General features: G+C 58.6%; 22 protein-coding genes. 7 read left to right on the top strand and 15 right to left on the bottom strand.

The genetic code is table 11. The features are described from left to right. The first annotated feature begins 18 nt into the window (after positions 1-18). Entirely contained in the window at positions 19-264 is a 246-nt protein-coding gene (locus tag ACP7B1_RS01375; protein WP_346306093.1) for a hypothetical protein, read from the top strand. A 68-nt stretch (positions 265-332) separates the two neighbouring features. On the opposite strand, the gene lpdA is transcribed toward ACP7B1_RS01375, so the two are convergent. From lpdA to ACP7B1_RS01315, 12 genes are all read right to left on the bottom strand, one after another. Beyond that, positions 333-1,739: a dihydrolipoyl dehydrogenase gene (lpdA, locus tag ACP7B1_RS01370; RefSeq protein WP_346306094.1), complete on the bottom strand. Its 1,407-nt coding sequence runs from the start codon at positions 1,737-1,739 to the stop codon at positions 333-335. A 33-nt stretch (positions 1,740-1,772) separates the two neighbouring features. After that, entirely contained in the window at positions 1,773-2,303 is a 531-nt protein-coding gene (locus ACP7B1_RS01365) for a hypothetical protein (RefSeq protein WP_346306095.1), read from the bottom strand. Between the two features lie 8 nt (positions 2,304-2,311). Then, on the bottom strand, positions 2,312-2,962 hold the full coding sequence (locus tag ACP7B1_RS01360) for a LysE family translocator (protein WP_346306096.1): 651 nt from the start codon (positions 2,960-2,962) through the stop codon (positions 2,312-2,314). A 2-nt stretch (positions 2,963-2,964) separates the two neighbouring features. Beyond that, positions 2,965-3,414: a VOC family protein gene (locus tag ACP7B1_RS01355; RefSeq protein WP_346306097.1), complete on the bottom strand. Its 450-nt coding sequence runs from the start codon at positions 3,412-3,414 to the stop codon at positions 2,965-2,967. A gap of 119 nt (positions 3,415-3,533) precedes the next feature. Beyond that, on the bottom strand, positions 3,534-4,814 hold the full coding sequence (gene odhB / locus ACP7B1_RS01350; protein WP_346306098.1) for a 2-oxoglutarate dehydrogenase complex dihydrolipoyllysine-residue succinyltransferase: 1,281 nt from the start codon (positions 4,812-4,814) through the stop codon (positions 3,534-3,536). A gap of 47 nt (positions 4,815-4,861) precedes the next feature. Further along, positions 4,862-7,864 (bottom strand): 2-oxoglutarate dehydrogenase E1 component, encoded by a 3,003-nt coding sequence (locus tag ACP7B1_RS01345; protein ID WP_403180008.1) that lies wholly within the window; start codon positions 7,862-7,864, stop codon positions 4,862-4,864. 182 nt (positions 7,865-8,046) lie between these two features. Continuing rightward, entirely contained in the window at positions 8,047-8,961 is a 915-nt protein-coding gene (gene sucD / locus ACP7B1_RS01340; protein WP_105734202.1) for a succinate--CoA ligase subunit alpha, read from the bottom strand. Positions 8,962-8,973: 12 nt separating this feature from the next. Next, positions 8,974-9,459, bottom strand: a complete 486-nt coding sequence (locus ACP7B1_RS01335; RefSeq protein ID WP_346307075.1) for a DUF1579 family protein — start codon at positions 9,457-9,459, stop codon at positions 8,974-8,976. Between the two features lie 11 nt (positions 9,460-9,470). Beyond that, entirely contained in the window at positions 9,471-10,664 is a 1,194-nt protein-coding gene (gene sucC / locus ACP7B1_RS01330; RefSeq protein WP_223613895.1) for an ADP-forming succinate--CoA ligase subunit beta, read from the bottom strand. A gap of 65 nt (positions 10,665-10,729) precedes the next feature. Continuing rightward, positions 10,730-11,692 (bottom strand): malate dehydrogenase, encoded by a 963-nt coding sequence (gene mdh / locus ACP7B1_RS01325; protein WP_130271272.1) that lies wholly within the window; start codon positions 11,690-11,692, stop codon positions 10,730-10,732. A 292-nt stretch (positions 11,693-11,984) separates the two neighbouring features. After that, entirely contained in the window at positions 11,985-13,166 is a 1,182-nt protein-coding gene (zapE, locus tag ACP7B1_RS01320) for a cell division protein ZapE (protein WP_346307074.1), read from the bottom strand. A gap of 63 nt (positions 13,167-13,229) precedes the next feature. Then, positions 13,230-13,781, bottom strand: a complete 552-nt coding sequence (locus ACP7B1_RS01315) for a protease inhibitor Inh/omp19 family protein (RefSeq protein WP_346307077.1) — start codon at positions 13,779-13,781, stop codon at positions 13,230-13,232. 336 nt (positions 13,782-14,117) lie between these two features. On the opposite strand from ACP7B1_RS01315, the gene ACP7B1_RS01310 reads away from it, so the two are divergent. From ACP7B1_RS01310 to ACP7B1_RS01285, 6 genes are all read left to right on the top strand, one after another. After that, a complete protein-coding gene (locus ACP7B1_RS01310) occupies positions 14,118-14,924 on the top strand; it encodes a siderophore-interacting protein (protein WP_346307073.1) in 807 nt (268 codons plus the stop codon). 70 nt (positions 14,925-14,994) lie between these two features. After that, positions 14,995-16,011, top strand: a complete 1,017-nt coding sequence (locus tag ACP7B1_RS01305) for an NADP-dependent oxidoreductase (protein WP_346307072.1) — start codon at positions 14,995-14,997, stop codon at positions 16,009-16,011. 122 nt (positions 16,012-16,133) lie between these two features. Next, a complete protein-coding gene (gene dapF / locus ACP7B1_RS01300) occupies positions 16,134-17,027 on the top strand; it encodes a diaminopimelate epimerase (RefSeq protein ID WP_346307076.1) in 894 nt (297 codons plus the stop codon). After that, on the top strand, positions 17,027-18,310 hold the full coding sequence (gene mtaB, locus ACP7B1_RS01295) for a tRNA (N(6)-L-threonylcarbamoyladenosine(37)-C(2))-methylthiotransferase MtaB (protein ID WP_346307071.1): 1,284 nt from the start codon (positions 17,027-17,029) through the stop codon (positions 18,308-18,310). The genes dapF and mtaB overlap by 1 nt, the downstream gene beginning before the upstream one ends. Before the next feature lie 23 nt (positions 18,311-18,333). Then, on the top strand, positions 18,334-19,785 hold the full coding sequence (ftsY, locus tag ACP7B1_RS01290; RefSeq protein ID WP_426136300.1) for a signal recognition particle-docking protein FtsY: 1,452 nt from the start codon (positions 18,334-18,336) through the stop codon (positions 19,783-19,785). Then, positions 19,785-20,453 (top strand): septation protein A, encoded by a 669-nt coding sequence (locus ACP7B1_RS01285; RefSeq protein WP_346307069.1) that lies wholly within the window; start codon positions 19,785-19,787, stop codon positions 20,451-20,453. The genes ftsY and ACP7B1_RS01285 overlap by 1 nt, the downstream gene beginning before the upstream one ends. A gap of 5 nt (positions 20,454-20,458) precedes the next feature. Here the strand turns inward: ACP7B1_RS01285 and ACP7B1_RS01280 are convergent, their stop codons facing one another. The 3 genes from ACP7B1_RS01280 to ACP7B1_RS01270 are packed head-to-tail and all read right to left on the bottom strand — an operon-like array spanning position 20,459 to position 21,989. After that, positions 20,459-21,055: a DsbE family thiol:disulfide interchange protein gene (locus ACP7B1_RS01280; protein WP_346307068.1), complete on the bottom strand. Its 597-nt coding sequence runs from the start codon at positions 21,053-21,055 to the stop codon at positions 20,459-20,461. Further along, entirely contained in the window at positions 21,052-21,222 is a 171-nt protein-coding gene (gene ccmD / locus ACP7B1_RS01275; protein ID WP_130271284.1) for a heme exporter protein CcmD, read from the bottom strand. The genes ACP7B1_RS01280 and ccmD overlap by 4 nt, the downstream gene beginning before the upstream one ends. Further along, a complete protein-coding gene (locus ACP7B1_RS01270; RefSeq protein WP_346307067.1) occupies positions 21,219-21,989 on the bottom strand; it encodes a heme ABC transporter permease in 771 nt (256 codons plus the stop codon). The genes ccmD and ACP7B1_RS01270 overlap by 4 nt, the downstream gene beginning before the upstream one ends. Positions 21,990-22,022 lie beyond the last annotated feature (33 nt).

The raw sequence follows: 22,022 nt of genomic DNA, 5'->3' as shown, positions 1-22,022 counted from the left end.
AGTGTGACGGAGGACAGGATGACCTATGATCCCAATTTGCAGCGTCCGGTGGATACGCAGTCCGATCGTGAGCCCGACGCAGCTCCATCGGGTGGCAGCGGCTTTCTGATCGCAGGTATTCTGATCGCAGCGCTGATTATCGGCGGTTATTATTATCTGAACAACAGTTCGACCATGGATGGCCCGGAACCGGCAGCGCCGACAACGCAGGCGCCCGCACCGGCAACACCCGCTCCCGCCAATTCGGCCCCAAGCAACAACTAGATCCAAACTACTTTGGAAACCAAAAAGGCCCGAAACTACGGGCCTTTTCTCATTTTCATACCTGGTGATTACATATGAATTGGCTTGGCGAAGGTTGCCAGGGCGGCTTCGCGGACGGCTTCCGACATTGTCGGATGGGCATGGGTTGTCCGTGCCAGATCCTCTGACGAACCGCCAAATTCCATCAGGACCGTTGCTTCGTGGATCATCTCGCCGGCACCAAAGCCGACAATGTGAACGCCAAGCACACGATCGCTCGCCTTATCAGCGAGGATTTTGACAAAGCCATCGGTCTGCAGCATGGCGCGGGCACGGCCATTGGCTGTGAACGGAAATTTTCCGGCCTTGTACTCGATGCCGGCTGCCTTCAATTCTTCTTCGGTTTTTCCGACCGAAGCCACTTCCGGCTGCGTATAGACGACACTCGGAATGGCATCGAAATTCACATGTCCGGCCTGTCCAGCCAGAATCTCGGCAACGGCAATGCCTTCGTCTTCGGCCTTGTGTGCCAGCATCGGGCCCTGGACAACGTCGCCGATCGCGTAGATGCCCGCGACGTTGGTCTGCCAATGGTCATTGATTGCCACCCGTCCGCGATCATCAACGGCAACACCGGCTTCCTTGAGCCCGAGACCATCCGTGTAGGGGCGGCGGCCGGTGGATACGAGAACGGCATCGGCCGCAATGGTCTGGGCTTCACCGCCCTTGACCGGCTCGAACGTCACCTTGGCTCCCTTGCCGGACTTTTCGACGCCCGTTACCTTGGCGCCAAGCTTGAATGCGATTCCCTGCTTCTCCAGCATGCGCTGGAACTGGCGCGATACTTCACCATCCATCGGTCCAAGAATCTTGTCGAGATATTCAACAACGGTAACCTTGGCGCCGAGGCGCGCCCAGACCGAGCCCAACTCAAGCCCGATGACACCGCCGCCAACAACAACCAGATTTTCCGGAACCTTGTCGAAATCCAGTGCGCCGGTCGAAGATACAATGATTTTTTCATCGAACTTGACATCGACACCCGGAATGCCGGCAACATCGGAACCGGTGGCGATGACAATGTTCTTCGCCTCGATTTCCTGCACCTTGCCATCGTCGCCAGTGACGGACACCTTACCGGCTGCCACAACCTTGCCGGTTCCCTTGAAGGTATCGATCTTGTTCTTCTTGAACAGGAAGGCCACGCCGCTGACATTGGACTCAACCGTTGCGTCCTTATGGGCAAGCATCGCCTTCAGGTTGAGCTTTGGCGTGCCAACCTCGACGCCCAGTTTTGCATGGGTGTGGCCAGCCTCATGGAAGACTTCCGAAGCATGCAACAGTGCCTTGGAGGGAATGCAACCGATATTGAGGCAGGTGCCGCCAAATGTATCGCGCTTTTCGATCACCGCAGTCTTCAGGCCGAGCTGTGCAGCCTTGATCGCACAGACATAGCCGCCAGGGCCTGTTCCGATGATGACGACGTCATATGACATGATTCAATCCTTCTGTTCTGACGCAACGCGAAACTATTGTTCGGGCACGCATTCTTTGAAACGGAAGACTTCCCACGGGAAAGCCTCCAAGGGTTTTTCAAGTTTGAAATTGAAGCTGCTCATGGCGCCGGAAAAATCCGGCAAGAGCAATGCCTGGGCCGAAGGCTCCTTGGCCTTTGGCAGGAGCTCGGCATCGGCACCTTCCTTCAAGGCATAAACCACGCCTTTCCAGACCGTGCATTGTTGCAGCTCTGCACCTGTCGCATCGCCCGCCGGGCATTTGTATCTGATGGTTGCATTGGGCCTGCCGCCATCCTTGTCCCACATGACAACACCATCCATCTTCAGATCGCTGTCATTCATCTTGATCGTGAATTCATCGGATGTGACCGCCGCGCCATCGTCGGGAACGCTTTTGAAGGTCAGCGTGTAATCATCGTCCCGATCCGTATAGACCGCATGGTCCTGCAGGCACGCCGCGAAAGCTGGCGACGACAGGATCATGCCGAGGGCTGCAAGCAGGGCGACACTTTTTGCGGGACGGGGGCGAAGCAATGCGGTCATCGGTATTCCTAACTCGCCTGCTGGGTAGCAAGCTTGATACCAAGGCCGATGAAAACCAGACCGGTCACGCGGTTGAACCAGCGTCCCCACGCAACAAAGCGATCCCGTACGGATTGCATGGTGAAGAACGTCGATACGGCAACAAACCAGGCAATCAGCGCGGTTGCCATGAACAGGCCATAGGTTGCCTGCACCAGCGCCGGGGTCTCATGGCTGACCAGAGCTGAAAAAAGCGACAGGAAGAACAGAACCGGCTTGGGATTGAGCGCATTGGTGACAAATCCCATGAGAAAGCAACGCCAGTCGGAAATATTCTTTTCCACGGTGTCATCGACGGTATCTCCAGGTGCTTCCCCAGATGCTTCCATGCCGGGAGCGCGCAGGGCCTTGATGCCCAGATAGAAGAGATAGGCAGCGCCGGCCCATTTCAGCATGCCGAAGAGAAACAGTGATTTGGACACCAGAAGGCCAAGGCCAAGAATGGTATAGCTGATATGGAAGAGCAAAGAGGCACCGATGCCGAAGCTGGTCATGATGGCGCTGCGGCGGCCATGCACGATGCTCTGCCGCACAACAATGGCAAAATCAGCGCCCGGCGAGACGATCATGATCGAGAAGACGGCCATCAGGCCGAGGAACTCATACATGTAGTGTGACATGCCTATTCTCCGGCAGGCGCTTCAAGCGCGGCGTTGAAGGCCCAGACATGACCGAAGGGATCACGAATACGGCCATAGCGGGCATTCCAGAACGTATCCTCGACAGGCATGATCAGTGCCGCACCAGCCGCCACCGCACGGTTCACCGCCGCATCAACATCGGCAGGCCTTGCGAGATTGATGTTCAGCGCAATGCTCGCCCCGCCGCGGGTGATGGGCGACATGACATCGTTCTCACCGTCCGGGTTTTTATACTCGGGGAATTCGTCGTGCAGCATGATCGAGCCGCCAAACAGCGACAGATTGGCATGCAGCACGCGTTTGCCATCCTCGGTCAGCTGCTTGAAGGTATTTTCGGCACCAAAGGCCTTTTCGTAGAAGGCGATCGCTTCGAGGCCGCCTTTCACGCAGATATGAGGTTCGACAGGTGGGAAATTCGGTGCAAAAGCCATTTTGAATCGCCTTTCATCACGTTATTTTGTGATTGGGCCGCAAGACTAAGTCAATCCGGTGCAATTCACCACACTGCAAAAACGGCCCCGCCTTGCCGGCAAGGCCGTTCTTCGCAATCTTACAGGTCGAGAACCAGACGTTCCGGATCTTCCAGGCTTTCCTTGACGCGCACGAGGAAGGTGACGGCTTCCTTGCCGTCAACGATGCGATGATCATAGCTGAGGGCAAGATACATCATCGGACGGATAACGATCTGGCCGCCGACGACAACCGGACGATCCTGGATCTTGTGCATGCCAAGAATACCGGACTGCGGCGCATTGAGGATCGGCGAAGACATCAGCGAACCGTAGACACCGCCATTGGAAATGGTGAACGTACCGCCCTGCATATCGGCCATGGACAGCGCGCCATCGCGGGCAGCTCTGCCGAGACGGCCGATGTCCTTCTCGATTTCCGCAATCGACATCTGGTCGGCATTGCGCACGACCGGCACGACGAGGCCCTTGTCCGTACCGACGGCCACGCCGACATGGGCAAAGTTCTTGTAGATGATGTCAGTGCCATCGATCTCGGCATTGACCGCCGGGATTTCCTTCAGTGCGTGGGTGACCGCCTTGGTGAAGAAACCCATGAAGCCGAGCTTCACGCCGTGCTTCTTCTCGAAGATTTCCTTGTAGCGGTTGCGCAGGTCCATCACCGCCGACATGTCCACTTCATTGTAAGTGGTCAGCATTGCAGCCGTGCTCTGGGCATCCTTGAGGCGGCGCGCGATAGTCTGGCGCAGGCGGGTCATTTTCACGCGTTCTTCGCGCGATGCGTCATCAGCCGAAGAGGCGGGACGCGCTGCCTGCGGGGCCGGAGCAGCGGCAGGCTGTGCGGCAATGCCCTTGGCGACAGCATCAAGGACATCGCCCTTGAGAACCTGGCCGCGCTTGCCCGAACCCTCGACCTGCGAGACCGAAACGCCCTTTTCCGCCAGCAGCTTTGATGCTGCAGGCGAAGCGGGCATCTCGCTCTCTTTGCGTTCCGTGATCGGCGTGTTGCCGGCAACCTGAGCAGCCTTGTCCTCGGCTTCTGCCGTTGACGACGCACCGGCGGCACCCGATGCCTGGGCGATGGCTTCGGGCTTGGCCTCTTCCTTTTTCGCAGAAGCGGCACCGGCGCCGCCAATCATGCCGAGCAAGGCACCAACCTCGACCGTATCGCCTTCCTTGGCGGTGATTTCCTCAAGGGAACCGGCAGCGGAGGCCGGAACTTCGATTGTTACCTTATCGGTCTCGAGTTCCACCAAAGGCTCGTCGACGGCAATCGCATCGCCGACTTTCTTGAACCATTTGCCAATGGTCGCTTCGGAAACGGATTCGCCCAGCGTTGGGACGCGGATTTCGGTTGCCATGATCTTGCTCTTCCGTTGATCTTCAGATGACTTCTGTTTGTTGTGGTTTAGGCGCCGAGGGCATCTTCAAGGAATGCTTCGAGCTGTGCAAGGTGTTTGGACATGAGGCCCGTTGCAGGCGATGCAGCGGCAGGACGTCCGGTATAGCGGACACGCTGATGCTTGGCATCGATATGCGCCAGAACCCATTCCAGATAGGGGTCGATGAAGGCCCAGGCACCCATGTTCTTGGGTTCTTCCTGACACCAGACCATCTCAGCATTGCGGAAGCGGGACAGTTCCGTGATCAGCGCCTTGGCCGGGAACGGATACAGCTGTTCCACGCGCAGCAGGTAGACATCATCGATGCCGCGCTTTTCGCGCTCTTCGTAGAGGTCGTAGTAGACCTTGCCGGAGCAGAGCACGACACGGCGGATCTTGGAGTCCTTCTGCAGCTTGATCGGCTGATCCTTCAGCAGCTGCGCATCGTCCCACAGCAGACGGTGGAACGAGGAATCGCCAGTGAAATCGCTGATGGAAGACACGGCACGCTTGTGGCGCAGCAGCGACTTCGGCGTCATCAGGATCAGCGGCTTGCGGAAGTCACGCTTCATCTGGCGGCGCAGGATATGGAAGTAATTGGCAGGCGTGGTGCAGTTCGCCACCTGCATATTGTCTTCCGCACAGAGCTGCAGATAGCGCTCAAGACGCGCAGAGGAGTGTTCCGGTCCCTGGCCTTCATAGCCATGCGGCAGCAGGCAGACGAGGCCGGACATGCGCAGCCACTTGCGCTCACCCGAGGAGATGAACTGATCGAACACCACCTGGGCGCCGTTGGCGAAATCGCCGAACTGGGCTTCCCACAGGGTCAGCGCGCGCGGATCGGATAGCGAATAGCCGTATTCGAAACCAAGCACGGCCTCTTCCGAAAGCATCGAATTGATGACTTCGTAGATGGCCTGGCCCTTCTGCAGGTTGTTGAGCGGGATATAGCGCTGCTCGGTTTCCTGATCGTAGAGAACCGAATGACGCTGGCTGAACGTACCGCGTTCCACATCCTGGCCGGAAAGACGGATCGGATGGCCTTCGATAACCAGCGAACCAAAGGCAAGGGCCTCGGCCATCGCCCAGTCGAACCCTTCGCCCGACTCGATCATCTTGGCACGGTTGTCCTGGAAACGCTGGATCGTCCGGTGCACATTGAAGCCGCCGGGAACCTCGGACAATTTCTTGCCGATTTCCTTGACTGTCTTCAACGGGAGTCCGGTCTTGCCGCGACGTTGCTCGTCGGCATTGTCGGCCGTACGCAGACCGCTCCAGGCGCCATCCAGCCAGTCGGCCTTGTTGGGCTTGTAGTGTTGTCCGGCTTCGAATTCCTGTTCGAGCTTTTCGCGCCAGGCGGAACGCATGGCATCGACTTCCGCCGGATTGACCAGACCTTCATCGATCAGCTTCTGCGAATAGAGCTGTACGGTGGTCTTCTGGCCGCGGATCGTCTTGTACATCAGCGGCTGCGTGAACGCAGGCTCGTCACCTTCATTGTGGCCGAAGCGGCGGTAGCAGAACATGTCGATGACCACGGGCTTGTGGAACGTCATGCGGTACTCCGTGGCAATCTTTGCCACGTAGACCACCGCTTCCGGGTCGTCGCCATTCACGTGGAAAATCGGCGCCTCGATCATCTTCGCGACATCGGACGGATAGGGCGAGGAACGCGACAGGCGCGGATTGGTGGTGAAGCCAATCTGGTTGTTGATGATGAAATGCACCGTGCCGGCAACGCGGTGCCCGCGCAGGCCGGAAAGGCCAAGACATTCCGCAACCACGCCCTGGCCGGCAAAGGCAGCATCGCCATGCAGCAGCAGCGGCATGATCTTGGCGCGCTCGGACAAAGGCACCATGTCATCACGTTCGCGGCCGGCAAGGAGATCCTGCTTGGCACGCGCCTTGCCCATGACAACCGGATTGACGATTTCGAGGTGCGAGGGATTTGCGGTCAGCGACAAATGCACCTTGTTGCCATCGAATTCGCGGTCCGACGACGCACCCAGATGGTACTTCACGTCGCCCGAACCTTCGACATCGTCAGGCGTATAGGAGCCACCCTTGAATTCATGGAAAATGGCGCGATGCGGCTTGGCCATGAACTGGCTGAGCACGTTCAGGCGGCCACGATGCGCCATGCCGAGGACGATTTCCTTGAGGCCCATCGATCCGCCACGCTTGACGATCTGTTCGAGGGCCGGAATCAGCGATTCGCCGCCATCAAGGCCGAAACGCTTCGTGCCCTTGTACTTGACGTCGATGAACTGTTCGAAACCTTCAGCTTCGACCAGCTTGGAAAGGATGGCCTTCTTGCCTTCAGGCGTGAATGCGACGCCCTTGTCCGGGCCTTCGATGCGTTCCTGGATCCATGACTTTTCCACGGGATCGGAAATGTGCATGAACTCGACGCCGATGGTCGAGCAATAGGTGCGCTGCAGGATGTCGAGCATCTGCGGGATCGTCGCATATTCGAGACCCAGCACATTGTCGATGAAGATCTTGCGGTCATAGTCGGCGGGCGAGAAACCGTAGCTCTCGGGCGACAGCTCGTTGTAATCTTCCTTGACCTCGGCCAGACCCAACGGATCAAGCTTGGCATGCAGGTGGCCGCGCATGCGGTAGGCGCGGATCATCATGATGGCGCGGACCGAGTCGCGGGCAGCGTGGATGATATCCGCATCGGAAGCAGCCTTGGCAACGGGCGCAGCCGCGCCGTTGGCCGACTTTGCCTTCAGCTTGTCGGTGATGTGCTTTTCGACCTCACCCCAGTTGCCGTCGAGCGCCGAAACCAGTTCGCCGTTGCCGGCAATCGGCCAGTTCGGCTTCTCCCAGGACGCGCCCTGCGCGTTCTTGATGACATCGGCCTTGCTGTCGTTGAGATTGGCGAAAAATTCCTGCCATTCGGGACCGACCGAATTCGGATCCTGCTCATACTGCGCATGCAGTTCCTCGATATAGTGAGCATTGCCACCATAGAGAAATGACGTGAGCGCAAAAATGTCGTTGGCCTGTTCTTGACGTGCCATGTGTGTGACCGGAGCACCCGCTCCGTCTCCCTTGATGAGAGCGTCCAGGACATCGTACCCCGGAACACTCTGGGTTGAGGTTTCCGGCCCTTGCCGGGAAATCCCCCTGAATTGATCAGGGCGAATAGCCGCCCCGATCCATCTTGGTCTTTGCTGCAGGTGGAAATCCACCCGCTTGGGTTTTAGCCCTTGAGGACTTCAACCAATGTCTTGCCGAGCTGCGCCGGTGATGGCGACACACGGATGCCAGCTGCTTCCATGGCAGCGATCTTGTCTTCCGCGCCGCCCTTGCCGCCGGAGATAACCGCGCCGGCATGGCCCATGGTGCGTCCGGGAGGAGCCGTACGTCCGGCGATGAAACCGGCCATCGGCTTCTTGCGGCCGCGCTTGGCTTCATCCGCGATGAACTGGGCTGCATCTTCCTCGGCCGAGCCGCCAATCTCGCCGATCATGATGATCGACTTGGTGGCTTCGTCAGCCAGGAACATTTCCAGGATATCGATGAACTCGGTGCCCTTTACAGGATCGCCGCCGATACCGACTGCGGTTGTCTGGCCAAGGCCTTCATTCGTTGTCTGGAACACTGCCTCATAGGTAAGTGTGCCGGAGCGGGATACAACACCCACCGAACCCTTCTGGAAGATATTGCCCGGCATGATGCCGATCTTGCATTCTTCCGGGGTAAGGACACCAGGGCAATTCGGGCCGATCAGGCGTGAGGCGGAACGCTCGAGGCGGGCCTTGACGCGCACCATGTCGATGACCGGAATGCCTTCGGTGATGCAGATGATCAGCGGGATTTCCGCATCGATCGCTTCGATGATGGCTTCGGCAGCACCTGCCGGCGGCACATAGATAACCGAGGCGTTGGCACCGGTGCGATCCTTGCCTTCGGCAACCGAGGCAAAGATCGGCAGCTGGGCACCGGCACCGGTCGGCAACTTGCCTTCCCAGGTCTCGCCGCCCTTTTTCGGGTGGATACCACCAACCATCTGGGTACCGTAATAGGCCAGAGCCTGTTCGGTGTGGAATGTTCCGGTCTTGCCGGTCAGGCCCTGCACGAGAACCTTGGTGTCTTTGTTGACGAGAATGGACATACGAGACCTTTTCTATTGGTGATCGACAGGCACGGTGCGGCGGTAAACACCGCTGACAACGTCCTGCCAGATGTCGCTTCCGGCCTGTGCAAATTCCACACGCAACCGGAACCGGTCTTGATCTTCGAATTGATAGCGGCTGCGGGCCCTGCCGCGCGGTGACGACTTTTCCAGAACCAGTTCGTTGCCGGACCACGTCCCCGTCGCCGGAGCGGGCGGGACAAAGCCGACGGTATCGAACTGATACAGCTTGTAGGTGCCGTCATTGACATCGAAGCCGAAAATGTTCCGGGCTTCAAATGTCGTCTGGCCATCGCGAACCTGACGATAGGTCTGGTTCAGAAACAATCCGCCGAGATCGGTCTCGGCGGAAAGATATCCCTTGGCCGCCCCGGCACGTGTCCAGGGCGTTGCCGAAACCTGCTCTTCGCCTTCAAACGAACCCCGAAGGGCCTGAAGGCGTTGATGCTCCGGTCGAAGGGGCGATGGGGTGGTCATCGGCGCTCTCTTTAGCCCTTGACTGCCTTGACGATCTTCTGAGCGGCGTCATCGAGATCATCGGCGGAAACGACGTTGAGGCCGCTTTCATTGATGATCTTCTTGCCGAGCTCGGCATTGGTGCCTTCGAGACGGACAACCAGCGGAACCTTCAGGCCCACTTCCTTGACCGCGGCAATCACACCCTCGGCGATCACATCGCATTTCATGATGCCGCCGAAAATGTTGATCAGGATGCCTTCAACTGCCGGATCGGCCGTGATGATCTTGAACGCAGCCGTTACCTTCTCCTTGCTGGCGCCACCGCCAACGTCGAGGAAGTTCGCAGGCTCTGCACCATAGAGCTTGATGATATCCATCGTTGCCATGGCAAGACCGGCACCATTGACCATGCAGCCAATGTTGCCGTCGAGAGCAACATAGGCCAGGTCATACTTGGAGGCCTCGATTTCCTTGGCATCCTCTTCCGTGGTGTCACGCAGCTCAACCACATCAGGATGACGGAACAGCGCGTTTCCGTCGAAGGAAACCTTGGCGTCGAGAACACGCAGACGACCATTGGTCATGACAATCAGCGGGTTGACCTCGAGCAGGCTCATGTCCTTCTCGGTGAAAGCCTTGTACAGGATCGGGAACAGCGATTCACCGTCCGTCCGGGCTTCGCCGGTCAGGCCGTAAGCATCGTTGATCTTCTTCACATCATCTGCCGTCACGCCCTTTTCGGGATCGATCGCCACGGTGATGATCTTTTCCGGTGTGTCGTGCGCGACAGCTTCGATGTCCATGCCGCCTTCCGTGGATACCACGAAAGCCGGACGGCCAACCGTCCGGTCAACGAGGATCGACAGATAGAGCTCGCGATCGATGTCCGCGCCGTCCTCGATATAGAGACGGTTGACCTGCTTGCCGGCCGGGCCGGTCTGCTTGGTCACGAGCGTGTTGCCGAGCATTTCCTTGGCATTGGCAACGACTTCTTCGACCGACCTGGAAAGGCGGACGCCGCCCTTCGCATCGGGGCCGAGTTCCTTGAACTTGCCCTTGCCGCGGCCGCCCGCATGAATCTGGCTTTTCACCACATAAAGCGGACCGGGCAGCGTCTTCGCCCACTCTTCCGCCTGCTCGACGGAATAGACGGCAACGCCATTGGCAATCGGCGCACCGAAGGAGTGGAGCAGGCGCTTGGCCTGATATTCGTGAATATTCATCAGTTAACTTCCTCTACGAAAAATCCGGTGCGTGCACGGGATCGTTTCAGAACGTTCAGGCCGAATTACTTGAGGTTCGGCGCGATGGCGATGCAGGCTTCGCAAAGACCGGCGACAGAGGCCACCGAGTTTTCGAACGCCTTTTCTTCGGTCTTGTTGAGATCGATTTCGATGATGCGCTCGACGCCGCCGGCACCGATGATGACAGGCACGCCGACATACATGTCCTTGACACCGTACTGGCCGGAGAGGTGCGCTGCGACAGGCAGGACACGCTTCTTGTCCTTGAGGAAGGCTTCAGCCATCTGGATCGCCGAAGACGCCGGGGCATAGAAGGCCGAACCGGTCTTCAGCAGGCCAACGATCTCCGCGCCACCATCACGGGTACGCTGAATGATCTGGTCGAGCTTTTCCTGGCTGGTCCAGCCCATCTTGACGAGGTCCGGCAGCGGAATGCCGGCAACGGTGGAGTAACGGGCAAGCGGCACCATCGAATCGCCATGGCCGCCGAGAACGAAGGCGGTGACATCTTCCACCGAAACCTTGAACTCGTCAGCGAGGAAATAGCGGAAGCGGGCGCTGTCGAGAACGCCGGCCATGCCGACGACCATGTTCTTCGGCAGGCCGGAGAATTTCTGCAACGCCCAGACCATCGCGTCGAGCGGGTTGGTGATGCAGATAACGAAGGCGTTGGGCGCATACTTCTTGATGCCCGCGCCAACCTGTTCCATGACCTTGAGGTTGATGCCGAGCAGATCGTCACGGCTCATGCCGGGCTTACGCGGTACGCCGGCGGTCACGATGACCACATCCGAGCCCTCAATCGCCGAATAATCATTGGCGCCGACGAGCTTGGCGTCAAAATCGTCAACCGGTGACGACTGGGCAATATCGAGCCCTTTGCCCTGAGGAATGCCTTCTGCGATGTCGAAGAGCACGATGTCACCGAGCTCCTTGAGCCCGATCAAATGTGCCAATGTGCCACCGATCATGCCTGAACCGATGAGGGCGATTTTGTTACGTGCCATGCTGGTTACTTCCCTGATCTGAAGTCTGGACGGACGCCAAAGGACATCGACGACATCGGGCAGAGCCCGCGATCATGCGCCTTTGCGTTGGGACGTTCGAATATTCCTCTTTCAAAAATAACTCAACCAAAAATTTTCCCCTCAATAAATTCAATCGTTTAGATTTGATGGGATTTACGTAAACGTCAATTGAATTTAGCTTGGGGAAGGTTTTTCTGGCATTGTCTAACATAGGCAACATATCAAAATGATGAAATAAGGGCGACCCGTATCACAGTCATTTGATAGCCATTCAGGCTTCCGAGGATATCGGCATTTCGTGCGCCTGCGCGGCTTCAGCCAGGTACTCCTCGCTCTGCATTTCAAAAAGCCGGGATGCGGTGCGGTCAAATTCGAAAGCTTCGGTACCCCGCTTGGCTTCATAAAGCTTGTCCGGTGATGCCGCCGCGGAAATCACCACATGCACATGGTGATCGTACAAAATATCGATCAGGATAATGAAACGCTTGGCCTCGTTGCGTCTGGCATAGTCGAGAATCGGCACATCATCGATGAAGATGGTCTGGTAGCGCGAAATGATGGCCGCATAGTCCAGCGCGCCCAAAGGCTTCGAGCAGAGATCGGCAAAGCCGAAACGCGCGGCATGCCGTGCCGCCCGCGGCACCACCACATTGTGACCTTTGACTTTGAAATGGTCTTCTGAAACGGCGGCGCCTTCGGTTGCCGTATGCCAGGCTTCATCCATTTTCTGCTTTGTATCGTCGGATAAAGGCGAGAGGTAAACCGGCATGCGGTTGAGCTTTTCCAGCCGGTAATCCGTGCGGGCATCCAGATTGACCACATCGACATGGGTCTTGAGCAGGTCGATGAACGGCAGGAACAGCTGGCGGTTGAGACCATCCCGATAGAGATTGTCCGGCTCCACGTTGGATGTGGCAATGAGAACGACACCGCGCTCGAACAGCGCCCTGAACAAGCGTGACAGGATCATCGCATCGGCGATATCTGTGACGGTGAACTCATCGAAACACAGAACCCACGCCTGTTCCGCCAGGGCATCGGCAACGGGCGGGATCGGATCGTCCTGCTTCGTCTCACCGTTCTTGTGCGCTTTGCGATGCGCATTGATGCGCTCGTGCACATCAGCCATGAAATCAAGAAAATGTGCCCGGCGCTTGCGCTTGGCCGGGACAAGCTGATGAAACATGTCCATCAGCATGGTCTTGCCGCGCCCGACCTCGCCAAATATATAGAGACCTTTGATCACCTCATGTCGCGGCGAGCGGCGGCTGAACAGCCAGCCCAGCGCGCTGGACTTGGTGGCAAGCCGCTTTGTGGCAAGCTCGCGTATCAGCCGGTCGAAACGATCCGCCAGATGCTCCTGTGCCGGATCGACAGCAATATCCCCCGCCTGCACCAGCGAATCGTAGCGCTCGCGCACGGAGGGAAACACTTTCAGATTATCGTGCGACATGCGGACTGCAGTCTCCGGACGTGTGCAGCAGCTGAATTCGCGCTGCACACTCCCAATTCAGGCTTAACGTGACAGGCTCAGATTCTGCCCGCCGGAGGTCTGGCCATCAAAGCGCGAAGACCCTGAGGAGTAAAGCCGGGCAACCGTGCCGCCTGCTGCATCGTAAAGGGTGAGCTGCTTGCCGCTCACGGCCCAGGACGAAAGATTTGCCAGTTCACCCGGGCAACGCAATGGACCGGCGCGATAGCCCTGACCGAATTTGGTCTGCGGCGTTGCGATCTTGCAGGACTGTCCGGCCAGTGAGGCGTTCCAGACACCGGCAACACTGCCAGCGGTGATGTCAGGAGCGTTTGCCGGCGGAAGCGACGCGACCTGCGTGCCCTGGGAAGCAGGCGCAGCACCGCTACCAGTGGTTGGTGCGGTCGGAAACTGATTGGCTCCGCCGGGTGGCGGCAATTGGCTCTGGGTCACGGATCCGGACGGCGCAGACTGCAAGGGCGCAGGCCGGGGCGTAACGCGGTCCATACCATCATTGTCAAAGCGCGTACTCTGGCAGCCTGCCAGAACCATGCCGACAGCGGCAACGGCCAGCAAATTGACGTTCAAAGTCCCCATAGTCTTACTCTCCATCTACGCATCCAACAGAAAAAATGCGATTCGACTTGGCATTGTTACCCACGATACAAAGGATATCGCGGCGAAATTTCAACCCGCCAGGCGGCAAAACAAGCCTGTTTCCGGCCTGCCGCCGCGGCAGAAGCATCGAAAACTGCCTGAACTGGCAATATCGCCACACTATCCAGAGCCGTTCCCGTTTGGCTGGAAGCCATAACCTTGCGCAAGTCAACCATTTTAAGGTGAATAAAGTCTTATGATGGCGATATGCGGTAATGACGGAAATGTGTGAGGCACCCCATTGAAACCCGTCAACGGCAAGGATATTTCTTGAGCATGACACTCATAAATAAAACACCTCAGCGAATTCGCCACGAAACCCGCCTGCGCCTCCTCGATGTGCAGGACGTCAAACATCTGACACCGCGCATGGTGCGCGTCACGCTTGCCGGCGACCAGCTGGAAGGTTTTGTCAGCGCCGGTTATGGCGATCACATCAAGATTTTCTTTCCGCCTGCCGGAAGCGGGCCGATTGTTCCCGTTCTCGGCCCCGATGGGATCAGTTTTCCGGAAGACACGCCGCGTCCGGAAATGCGGGACTACACACCGCGCAACTATCATGCAGTATCCAGAACCCTTGATGTCGATTTCGTGCTGCATGGCGATGGCCCTGCATCCACGTGGGCAGCACAGGCTAAGCCCGGTCAGCAGATTGTCATTGGCGGACCACGCGGCTCGATGATCATTCCCGATGCCTATGACTGGTATTTTCTGGCTGGCGATGAAACAGCCCTCCCCGCTATCGGGCGCCGCCTCGAAGAACTACCGGCCACGGCCCGCGTCGTCGCGGTGATCGAGGTTGAGGACAAAGCCGAAGAACAGGAAATCAAGACCAGCGCCAACGCCGGGATTGTCTGGGTTCACCGCAACGGTGCGGAAGCCGGCAACAATGACCTGTTGCTGCGAACGATTGAAAGCCTGACCTTGCCCGAGGGTGATTGCTACGCTTTCATCGCCTGCGAAAGCAGCATTTCCAAATCCATCCGCACTCATCTGGTCGAGCAGCGCGGCTTCAACGGCGAATGGGTGAAAGCGGCCGGTTACTGGTTGCGCGGCGTGGCGGACGCGCACGAGCCCCATTGACATCATCTTTGCGTTGCCGGGCTGACGGCGCTGGGGTAGGGTTTACGCCCTCCCCATAAGGATCAACAACATGTCTCAGCCGCAAAACACGCGCATCGTCCTCGCATCCAGGCCGCAAGGACCGGTAAAGCCGGACAATTTCCGCATCGAAGCCGTACCGGTTTCCGTACCTGGCGACGGAGAGATCCTGCTCAAAATTCTGTTTCTGTCGCTCGATCCTTATATGCGCGGCCGCATGGACGATGCTGAGTCCTATGCTGCCCCGGTTGCCGTTGACGCGGTCATGGAAGGCGGAACCGTTGCGGAGGTGATCGAGAGCAAACATCCCGGCTACAAGCCCGGTGATATCGTCCTCTCCCATTCCGGCTGGCAGAGCTATGCCCTCTCCGATGGTGCCGGTCTGCGCAAGCTCGATCCGAATGCCGCGCCGCTGTCAACGGCTGTCGGCATTCTCGGCATGCCGGGTTTTACCGCCTATGCGGGACTCCTGACCATCGGCCAGCCCAAGCCGGGCGAAACCGTCGTTGTTGCCGCCGCCAGTGGGCCGGTGGGATCGACGGTCGGCCAAATCGCCCGAATCAAGGGTGCACGGGCTGTCGGCATTGCCGGCGGCCCAGACAAATGTGCATTCGTCCGCGACGAGCTGGGGTTCGATGTCGCGATTGACCACCGCGCGCCCGATTTTGCCGAACAGCTGCAACAGGCCTGCCCGTCTGGTATCGACGTTTATTTTGAAAATGTCGGCGGTGCGGTCTGGGACGCGGTTTTCCCGCTGCTCAACACCTTCGCGCGCGTGCCGGTCTGCGGCCTGATCGCGCAATATGACGGCCTCGATCTTTCCGGCAAGGATCGCCTGCCGGCGCTCATGCGCGATATCCTGAAGAAGAGCCTGACCGTGCGCGGCTTCATCCAGCGTGAATTCGTCGATCAGCGTCCGGTCTTCCTTGAAACCATGAGCGGCTGGTTGCGCAGCGGCGAAATCAAGTACCGCGAGGACATTGTCGATGGGCTCGCCAACGCTCCGGAAGCTTTCATGGGGCTGTTGAAAGGGCATAATTTCGGCAAGCTGGTGATCCGGGTCGCCTGACACCGGACAGGATTGAATGCCGGTGACACAGCTTTGATACGGCTGGCACTGGCAATTCTTCACCTTTTCCGCCATATAAGCCCTCTATCGACATCGGAATGGCTATACAGGCTGACAGAAGCATGGCAGTGCGCGCGCAATTTGCAAAGATGAACGGGCTTGGCAACGAGATAATCGTTGCCGACATGCGTGGCCGTGCGGATCATGTTGCCCCGGGGGCGGCCATTGCGCTCAATGGCGATCCAGCCACCAAGTTCGATCAGATCATGGCAATCCATGCGCCGCGCACCCAGGGTACGGAAGCCTATATCGAGATTATCAATTCCGACGGCACTCAGGCACAGGCCTGCGGCAACGGCATGCGCTGTGTCGTGCAGGCTCTTGCCGCCGAAACCGGCAAACGGGAATTCACCTTCGAAACCATCGCCGGAATATTGACCGCCCATGAACATGCCGGCGGCATGATTACCGTCGATATGGGCAAGCCGCGTTTCGGCTGGCAGGAAATCCCGCTGGCTGAAGCCTTCCACGACACACGCCAGATCGAGTTGCAGATCGGACCGATTGATGCGCCTGTCCTGCACTCCCCCTCCGTCGCGAGCATGGGCAACCCGCACGCGATCTTCTGGGTCGATCAGGATGTCTGGACCTATGATCTCGAACGTTTTGGCCCGCTGCTCGAAAATCACCCGATTTTCCCCGAACGCGCCAATATCTCGATTGCCCATGTGACCAGCCGCAATGCCATGACCCTGCGCACCTGGGAGCGCGGCGCCGGGCTGACGCGGGCCTGCGGTTCGGCCGCCTGTGCTGCTGCCGTGTCCGGTGCCCGCACGGGCCGCACCGAGCGAGCCGTGACAGTCACAGTGCCCGGTGGTCCCCTGGTGATTGAATGGCTGGACAATGATCATGTCATGATGACCGGACCCGCCGAATGGGAATTTTCTGGCTCGTTTGATCCACAGACCGGTCAATGGCAACGGGACGAAACAGCGCCATCGCAGGGAGCCGCCTGATGGCTGTGGATGTCGTCACATTTGGCTGCCGCCTCAACACCTACGAATCCGAGGTGATGAAGCGCGAGGCCGATGCCGCCGGGCTTGGCGCGCTGGAAAATGGTGCGATCATCTTCAACACCTGTGCCGTGACCAGCGAAGCCGTACGGCAGGCGCGGCAGGCAATCCGCAAGGCACGCCGCGACAATCCGCAGGCGCGCATCATTGTCACCGGCTGCGCCGCCCAGACCGGAGCTGACGAATTTGCCGCCATGGACGAGGTTGATCTCGTTCTCGGCAACGAGGAAAAGTTGAAATCCAATTCGTACCGCATGCTGCCCGATTTCGGTGTCAACCAGTTCGAGAAGGTGCGCGTCAACGACATCATGGAGGTGCGTGAAACTGCATCCCACATGGTCGATGCCATCGAGGGCCGGGCACGGGCCTTTGTACAGGTACAGAACGGCTGCGATCATCGCTGCACGTTCTGCATCATCCCCTATGGCCGCGGCAATTCCCGCTCCGTACCGATGGGCGGCGTGATCGAACAGGTCAAACGGCTCGTCGGCAATGGCTATAACGAAGTGGTCCTCACCGGCGTCGACATGACCAGCTATGGACCCGATTTGCCGGGTTCCCTGCGCCTCGGCAAGCTCGTCAAAACTGTCCTCGGCCAAGTGCCTGATCTGAAACGTCTGCGCCTCTCCTCCATTGATTCCATCGAAGCGGATGGTGATCTGATGGAGGCACTGGCGACGGAAAGCCGTCTGATGCCGCACCTGCATCTGTCGCTGCAATCGGGCGACAACATGATCCTGAAGCGGATGAAACGCCGCCATCTGCGCGAGAACTCCATCGAGTTCTGCGAAAACGTCCGCAAGATCCGCCCCGATATCGTGTTCGGCGCCGATATCATTGCCGGTTTTCCCACCGAGACCGATGAGATGTTTGAAAACTCCATCGGGATAGTCGAGGAATGCGGGCTGACCCATCTGCATGTCTTCCCGTTCAGCCCGCGCGAAGGCACGCCGGCAGCGCGCATGCCGCAGGTGAACCGGCAGATCGTCAAAGCCCGCGCTGCCCGGCTGCGGGCGGCGGGTAACGCGGCTTACCGCTCCCATCTCGACGGTCTTGTCGGCACGAACCAGCGCATACTCATCGAACGCGAGGGCCTTGGCCGCACCGAAGGGTTTACCCTCGTCGGTCTGAACGGCGGGGCACCCGGCGAAATCATTGAACGGTCGATCAGCGGGCATGACGGCGACAGGCTGCTGGCCGCGGACAGCGACCGGCACGCAGCGTAATCACAACGAGCAAAGCAGCATTCATGGCTCTGGGTTTTATCAAAAAGATATTTTCATTCGGCAAGAAGGAAGTCGACGAGGTTCCGGCCGAAGCACCTGTTCCCGCGCTCGAGGCGCCCGTTCAACCAACTACCGAACAGGTTTATGAGGACACGACGGCACAGGAAGCCCTGCCCGTTCCCGCCGAGGCGGAACCTGTCGAGGCCGAGCTGGTTGAGCCGGTGCCCGCTGAAGAACCAGCGCCGGTTGCGATCGAGCCGGAGCCCGAACCGGTCTTGGCGCCAGTTGTATCGGAAACAGCGTTGGCCGAGCCCGAACCGGTTGTCCCACTATTCGAGGAAGAGCTGCCCATTCCGTTCAATGCAGCGGAAGAACCATTTGAGCAGACACTGTCGGAAGCGCTTACCCCGCCCGTGCATGTGCCGGAACCCATCATCGACATGCCTGCACCGGCGGAGCCGGTTGTGGCGCCCAAGCCGGCCTCGTCAAAGGTAACAGTCACCAGGACCGTCGAGGAAAAGAAGGCCGAAGAGCAGGTTACCGCCGAGCCGGAGAAACGCCTTACCTGGTTCGAGCGGCTGCGCAAGGGCCTGGCCCGCTCATCCCAGCAGCTGGGCGATTCCATCGGCGGCATCTTTACCCGCAGCAAGCTCGACGAAGACACGCTGCAGGATCTCGAAGATGTGCTGATTCAAGCCGATCTCGGCATGGAAACCGCCATCCGCATTACCGGTTCCCTGAGCGCCACACGTTACGGCAAGGATATCAGTTCGGAGGAAGTCCGCACCATCATGGCGACTGAGATCGAAAAGGTGCTCGGGCCGGTTGCCAAGCCGCTGGAGCTCGACCTTTCGCACAAGCCGCATGTCATTCTGGTTGTCGGCGTCAACGGCACCGGCAAGACCACGACCATCGGCAAACTCGCAGCAAAACTCACTGCAGGTGGTCTCAGCGTCATGCTGGCGGCCGGCGATACGTTCCGCGCTGCGGCGATCGAGCAATTGCATATCTGGGGCAAGCGCACCGGCGCACCGGTGGTTTCGTCGAAGCTCGGTGCCGATGCGGCCGGGCTTGCCTATGATGCCTGGAAACAGGCAAAGGAAGCCGGAAGCGACGTCCTGATCATCGATACGGCCGGACGCTTGCAGAACCGGACCGAACTGATGGACGAGCTTGCCAAGATTGTCCGCGTCCTCGGCAAGAACGATCCCGATGCACCGCATACCGTGCTGCAGACACTCGATGCGACCACCGGCCAGAATGCCCTCAATCAGGTCGAGATTTTCAAGAATGTCGCCGGCGTCAACGGTCTCGTCATGACCAAGCTCGACGGCACGGCACGCGGCGGCATCCTCGTTGCCATTTCAGCCAGGCACAAATTGCCGGTCTATTTCATCGGCGTGGGCGAGCAGATCGATGATCTCGAGCCCTTTGCCGCCAAAGATTTTGCCAAAGCCATCGCGGGAGTTGCATGATGGAACAATCCGTATTTGAACGGGATCCATCCGATCCCAAGCGCAAGGAAGTTACGCCGCTTCTGAAGCTGGTGCTGGAACTTGGACCGTTGATGGTCTTCTTCTTCGCCAATTCCCGCGGCGAATGGCTGATCGAGCGCTTTCCGGTGTTGGCCAACATCGGCGGGCCGATTTTCATCGCCACCGCGCTGTTCATGGTCGCAACCGTACTGGCACTGGCCGTGTCGTGGATATTGATCCGCAGCCTGCCGATCATGCCGCTGGTTTCAGGCATCGTGGTTCTGGTGTTTGGTTCGCTGACACTTTGGCTGCACGACGAAAATTTCATCAAGATAAAGCCGACCATCATCAATGCCCTGTTCGGCGTGATCCTGCTGGGCGGCCTCTACTTCGGCAAATCGCTTCTCGGCTATGTTTTCGACAGCGCTTTCAAGCTCAATGCCGAGGGCTGGCGCAAACTCACCCTGCGCTGGGGCATATTCTTCCTGTTCCTGGCCGTGTTGAACGAGGTGGTCTGGCGCAGCTTCTCGACGGATTTCTGGGTTGCTTTCAAGGTCTGGGGCACCATGCCCATCACCTTGCTTTTCACCTTTGCGCAAATGCCGCTGGTGATGAAACACTCGCTTGAACCCTTGGCCGGCAAAGGTACGCAAGGCAAGGAAAAATAGTCACTCTAAGGCTTCAGCGCCTTTTCGACAGCAGGCATCAGATCATCGCGGATCGATGCCTCGCTGAAAGGTCCGACGTGCTTGTAGAGAATGGTGCCGTCGCGACCGACAAGGAAAGTTTCCGGCACGCCATAGACGCCCCATTCGATCCCTGCCCGGCCGCTCGCATCAACACCGATCATGTCGAACGGATTGCCAAGTTCACCCAGGAATTTCAGCGCGTTTTCGTCCTTGTCCTTGTAGTTGAGACCGGCGATACGAAACCGCTTATCCTTGGCGAGTTGCATCAGCAGCGGATGCTCCGCACGGCACGGTACACACCACGAGCCGAAGACGTTGACCAGTGTCAGCTGGCCCTTGAAGGCGGAGGGTTCCATACCCGGAACCGGCTGGCCGCCTCGGGTCAATCCCGCCAGAGGCGGAAGGGTCAGGTTCGGGGCCGGTTTACCGATCAATGCCGAGGGGATGACGCTTTCGTCCCGCCCGAGCGCCAGTTGAAAGGCAAAGATACCGGCCAGAACCACAAAGAGCAGCAGGGGCAGAAACGCAAACAGCGAGAAGCGCCGGTGTGGGGCCTGTCCTTTGATATCCGGTCCGCTCACGATGCGTTATCCGTTCGCGCCTCGGAGCGGCGGCGTACGCCGCGGGTTTCCAGCTCCTGCAGCGCGAGGCGCTGCGTGCGCTGATCGATCAGTATCCACCCGACGAGCGCCACGAGGACCGCTATGGACACGCCGTAGGATGCGAGGACAAAAGCCGTATGGGTCATGATTGCACTCCCCTCCGTTCCGCACTGCGTGCCGCGATACGGCGCATGGCGACAACCCGCCTGCGCCAGATCTCATTGCGCATGGCCATGATGTGCAGGGTGAAGAACAGGAGCGTGAAGCCAACGGCCATCACCAGAAGCGGCCAGAGCAATGAAGGATGAATGGTCGGTCCTCCCATGCGGATAACCGATGCGGGCTGATGCAATGTGTTCCACCAGTCGACGGAGAACTTGATGATCGGAATGTTGATAAAGCCGACCAGCGTCAGGATAGCCGTCGCCTTGGAGGATTTTGCCGGATCGTCCATTGCCCGGGTCAGTGCAATGATGCCGAGATACATCAGGAACAGCACGAAAACCGAAGTCAGCCGTGCGTCCCACACCCACCAGGTGCCCCACATGGGTTTGCCCCACAACGAGCCGGTAATGAGCGCGAGAGCCGTGAAAGCAGCGCCAATGGGTGCGGCTGCCTTGGCGGAGACATCAGCCAGCGGGTGACGCCAGACCAACGTTCCGATGGCTGAAATGCTCATGACCGTGTAGCACATCATCGACAGCCATGCGAAAGGCACGTGGATGAACATGATCTTGACGGTCGAGCCCTGCTGGTAATCGTCGGGCGCCTGAAATGACATCCACAATCCGGCAGCCAGAACCAGCAATGTGATCCCGACAAGCCATGGCAGCACGATCCCGGCAAAGTTGATGAACCGGGTTGGGTTGGCCAGATCGATCCAGCGTCCGGCTTTTGAAACAGCTTCAGTCATGGCGATTTCTTAGCTTCCCGGGCTCAGTTTCGC

This window comes from Phyllobacterium sp. SL163 (assembly GCF_049896885.1).
Classification (GTDB): Bacteria; Pseudomonadota; Alphaproteobacteria; order Rhizobiales; family Rhizobiaceae; genus Phyllobacterium; species Phyllobacterium calauticae.
This window is presented reverse-complemented; position numbering and strand designations above follow the sequence as displayed.

What these genes read in the sequence shown, in the direction of transcription:
- lpdA (WP_346306094.1), bottom strand. Translation starts at nt 1,739, where the DNA reads ATGTCATATGACGTCGTCATCATCGGAACAGGCCCTGGCGGCTATGTC.
- ACP7B1_RS01360 (WP_346306096.1), bottom strand. Translation starts at nt 2,962, where the DNA reads ATGTCACACTACATGTATGAGTTCCTCGGCCTGATGGCCGTCTTCTCG.
- zapE (WP_346307074.1), bottom strand. Translation starts at nt 13,166, where the DNA reads ATGTCGCACGATAATCTGAAAGTGTTTCCCTCCGTGCGCGAGCGCTAC.
- ACP7B1_RS01315 (WP_346307077.1), bottom strand. Translation starts at nt 13,781, where the DNA reads ATGGGGACTTTGAACGTCAATTTGCTGGCCGTTGCCGCTGTCGGCATG.
- ccmD (WP_130271284.1), bottom strand. Translation starts at nt 21,222, where the DNA reads ATGACCCATACGGCTTTTGTCCTCGCATCCTACGGCGTGTCCATAGCG.
- sucC (WP_223613895.1), bottom strand. Translation starts at nt 10,664, where the DNA reads ATGAATATTCACGAATATCAGGCCAAGCGCCTGCTCCACTCCTTCGGT.
- ACP7B1_RS01345 (WP_403180008.1), bottom strand. Translation starts at nt 7,864, where the DNA reads ATGGCACGTCAAGAACAGGCCAACGACATTTTTGCGCTCACGTCATTT.
- sucD (WP_105734202.1), bottom strand. Translation starts at nt 8,961, where the DNA reads ATGTCCATTCTCGTCAACAAAGACACCAAGGTTCTCGTGCAGGGCCTG.
- ACP7B1_RS01365 (WP_346306095.1), bottom strand. Translation starts at nt 2,303, where the DNA reads ATGACCGCATTGCTTCGCCCCCGTCCCGCAAAAAGTGTCGCCCTGCTT.
- mdh (WP_130271272.1), bottom strand. Translation starts at nt 11,692, where the DNA reads ATGGCACGTAACAAAATCGCCCTCATCGGTTCAGGCATGATCGGTGGC.
- ACP7B1_RS01270 (WP_346307067.1), bottom strand. Translation starts at nt 21,989, where the DNA reads ATGACTGAAGCTGTTTCAAAAGCCGGACGCTGGATCGATCTGGCCAAC.
- ftsY (WP_426136300.1), top strand. Translation starts at nt 18,334, where the DNA reads ATGGCTCTGGGTTTTATCAAAAAGATATTTTCATTCGGCAAGAAGGAA.
- ACP7B1_RS01355 (WP_346306097.1), bottom strand. Translation starts at nt 3,414, where the DNA reads ATGGCTTTTGCACCGAATTTCCCACCTGTCGAACCTCATATCTGCGTG.
- mtaB (WP_346307071.1), top strand. Translation starts at nt 17,027, where the DNA reads ATGGCTGTGGATGTCGTCACATTTGGCTGCCGCCTCAACACCTACGAA.
- ACP7B1_RS01285 (WP_346307069.1), top strand. Translation starts at nt 19,785, where the DNA reads ATGGAACAATCCGTATTTGAACGGGATCCATCCGATCCCAAGCGCAAG.
- ACP7B1_RS01335 (WP_346307075.1), bottom strand. Translation starts at nt 9,459, where the DNA reads ATGACCACCCCATCGCCCCTTCGACCGGAGCATCAACGCCTTCAGGCC.
- odhB (WP_346306098.1), bottom strand. Translation starts at nt 4,814, where the DNA reads ATGGCAACCGAAATCCGCGTCCCAACGCTGGGCGAATCCGTTTCCGAA.
- ACP7B1_RS01310 (WP_346307073.1), top strand. Translation starts at nt 14,118, where the DNA reads ATGACACTCATAAATAAAACACCTCAGCGAATTCGCCACGAAACCCGC.
- ACP7B1_RS01375 (WP_346306093.1), top strand. Translation starts at nt 19, where the DNA reads ATGACCTATGATCCCAATTTGCAGCGTCCGGTGGATACGCAGTCCGAT.
- dapF (WP_346307076.1), top strand. Translation starts at nt 16,134, where the DNA reads ATGGCAGTGCGCGCGCAATTTGCAAAGATGAACGGGCTTGGCAACGAG.
- ACP7B1_RS01305 (WP_346307072.1), top strand. Translation starts at nt 14,995, where the DNA reads ATGTCTCAGCCGCAAAACACGCGCATCGTCCTCGCATCCAGGCCGCAA.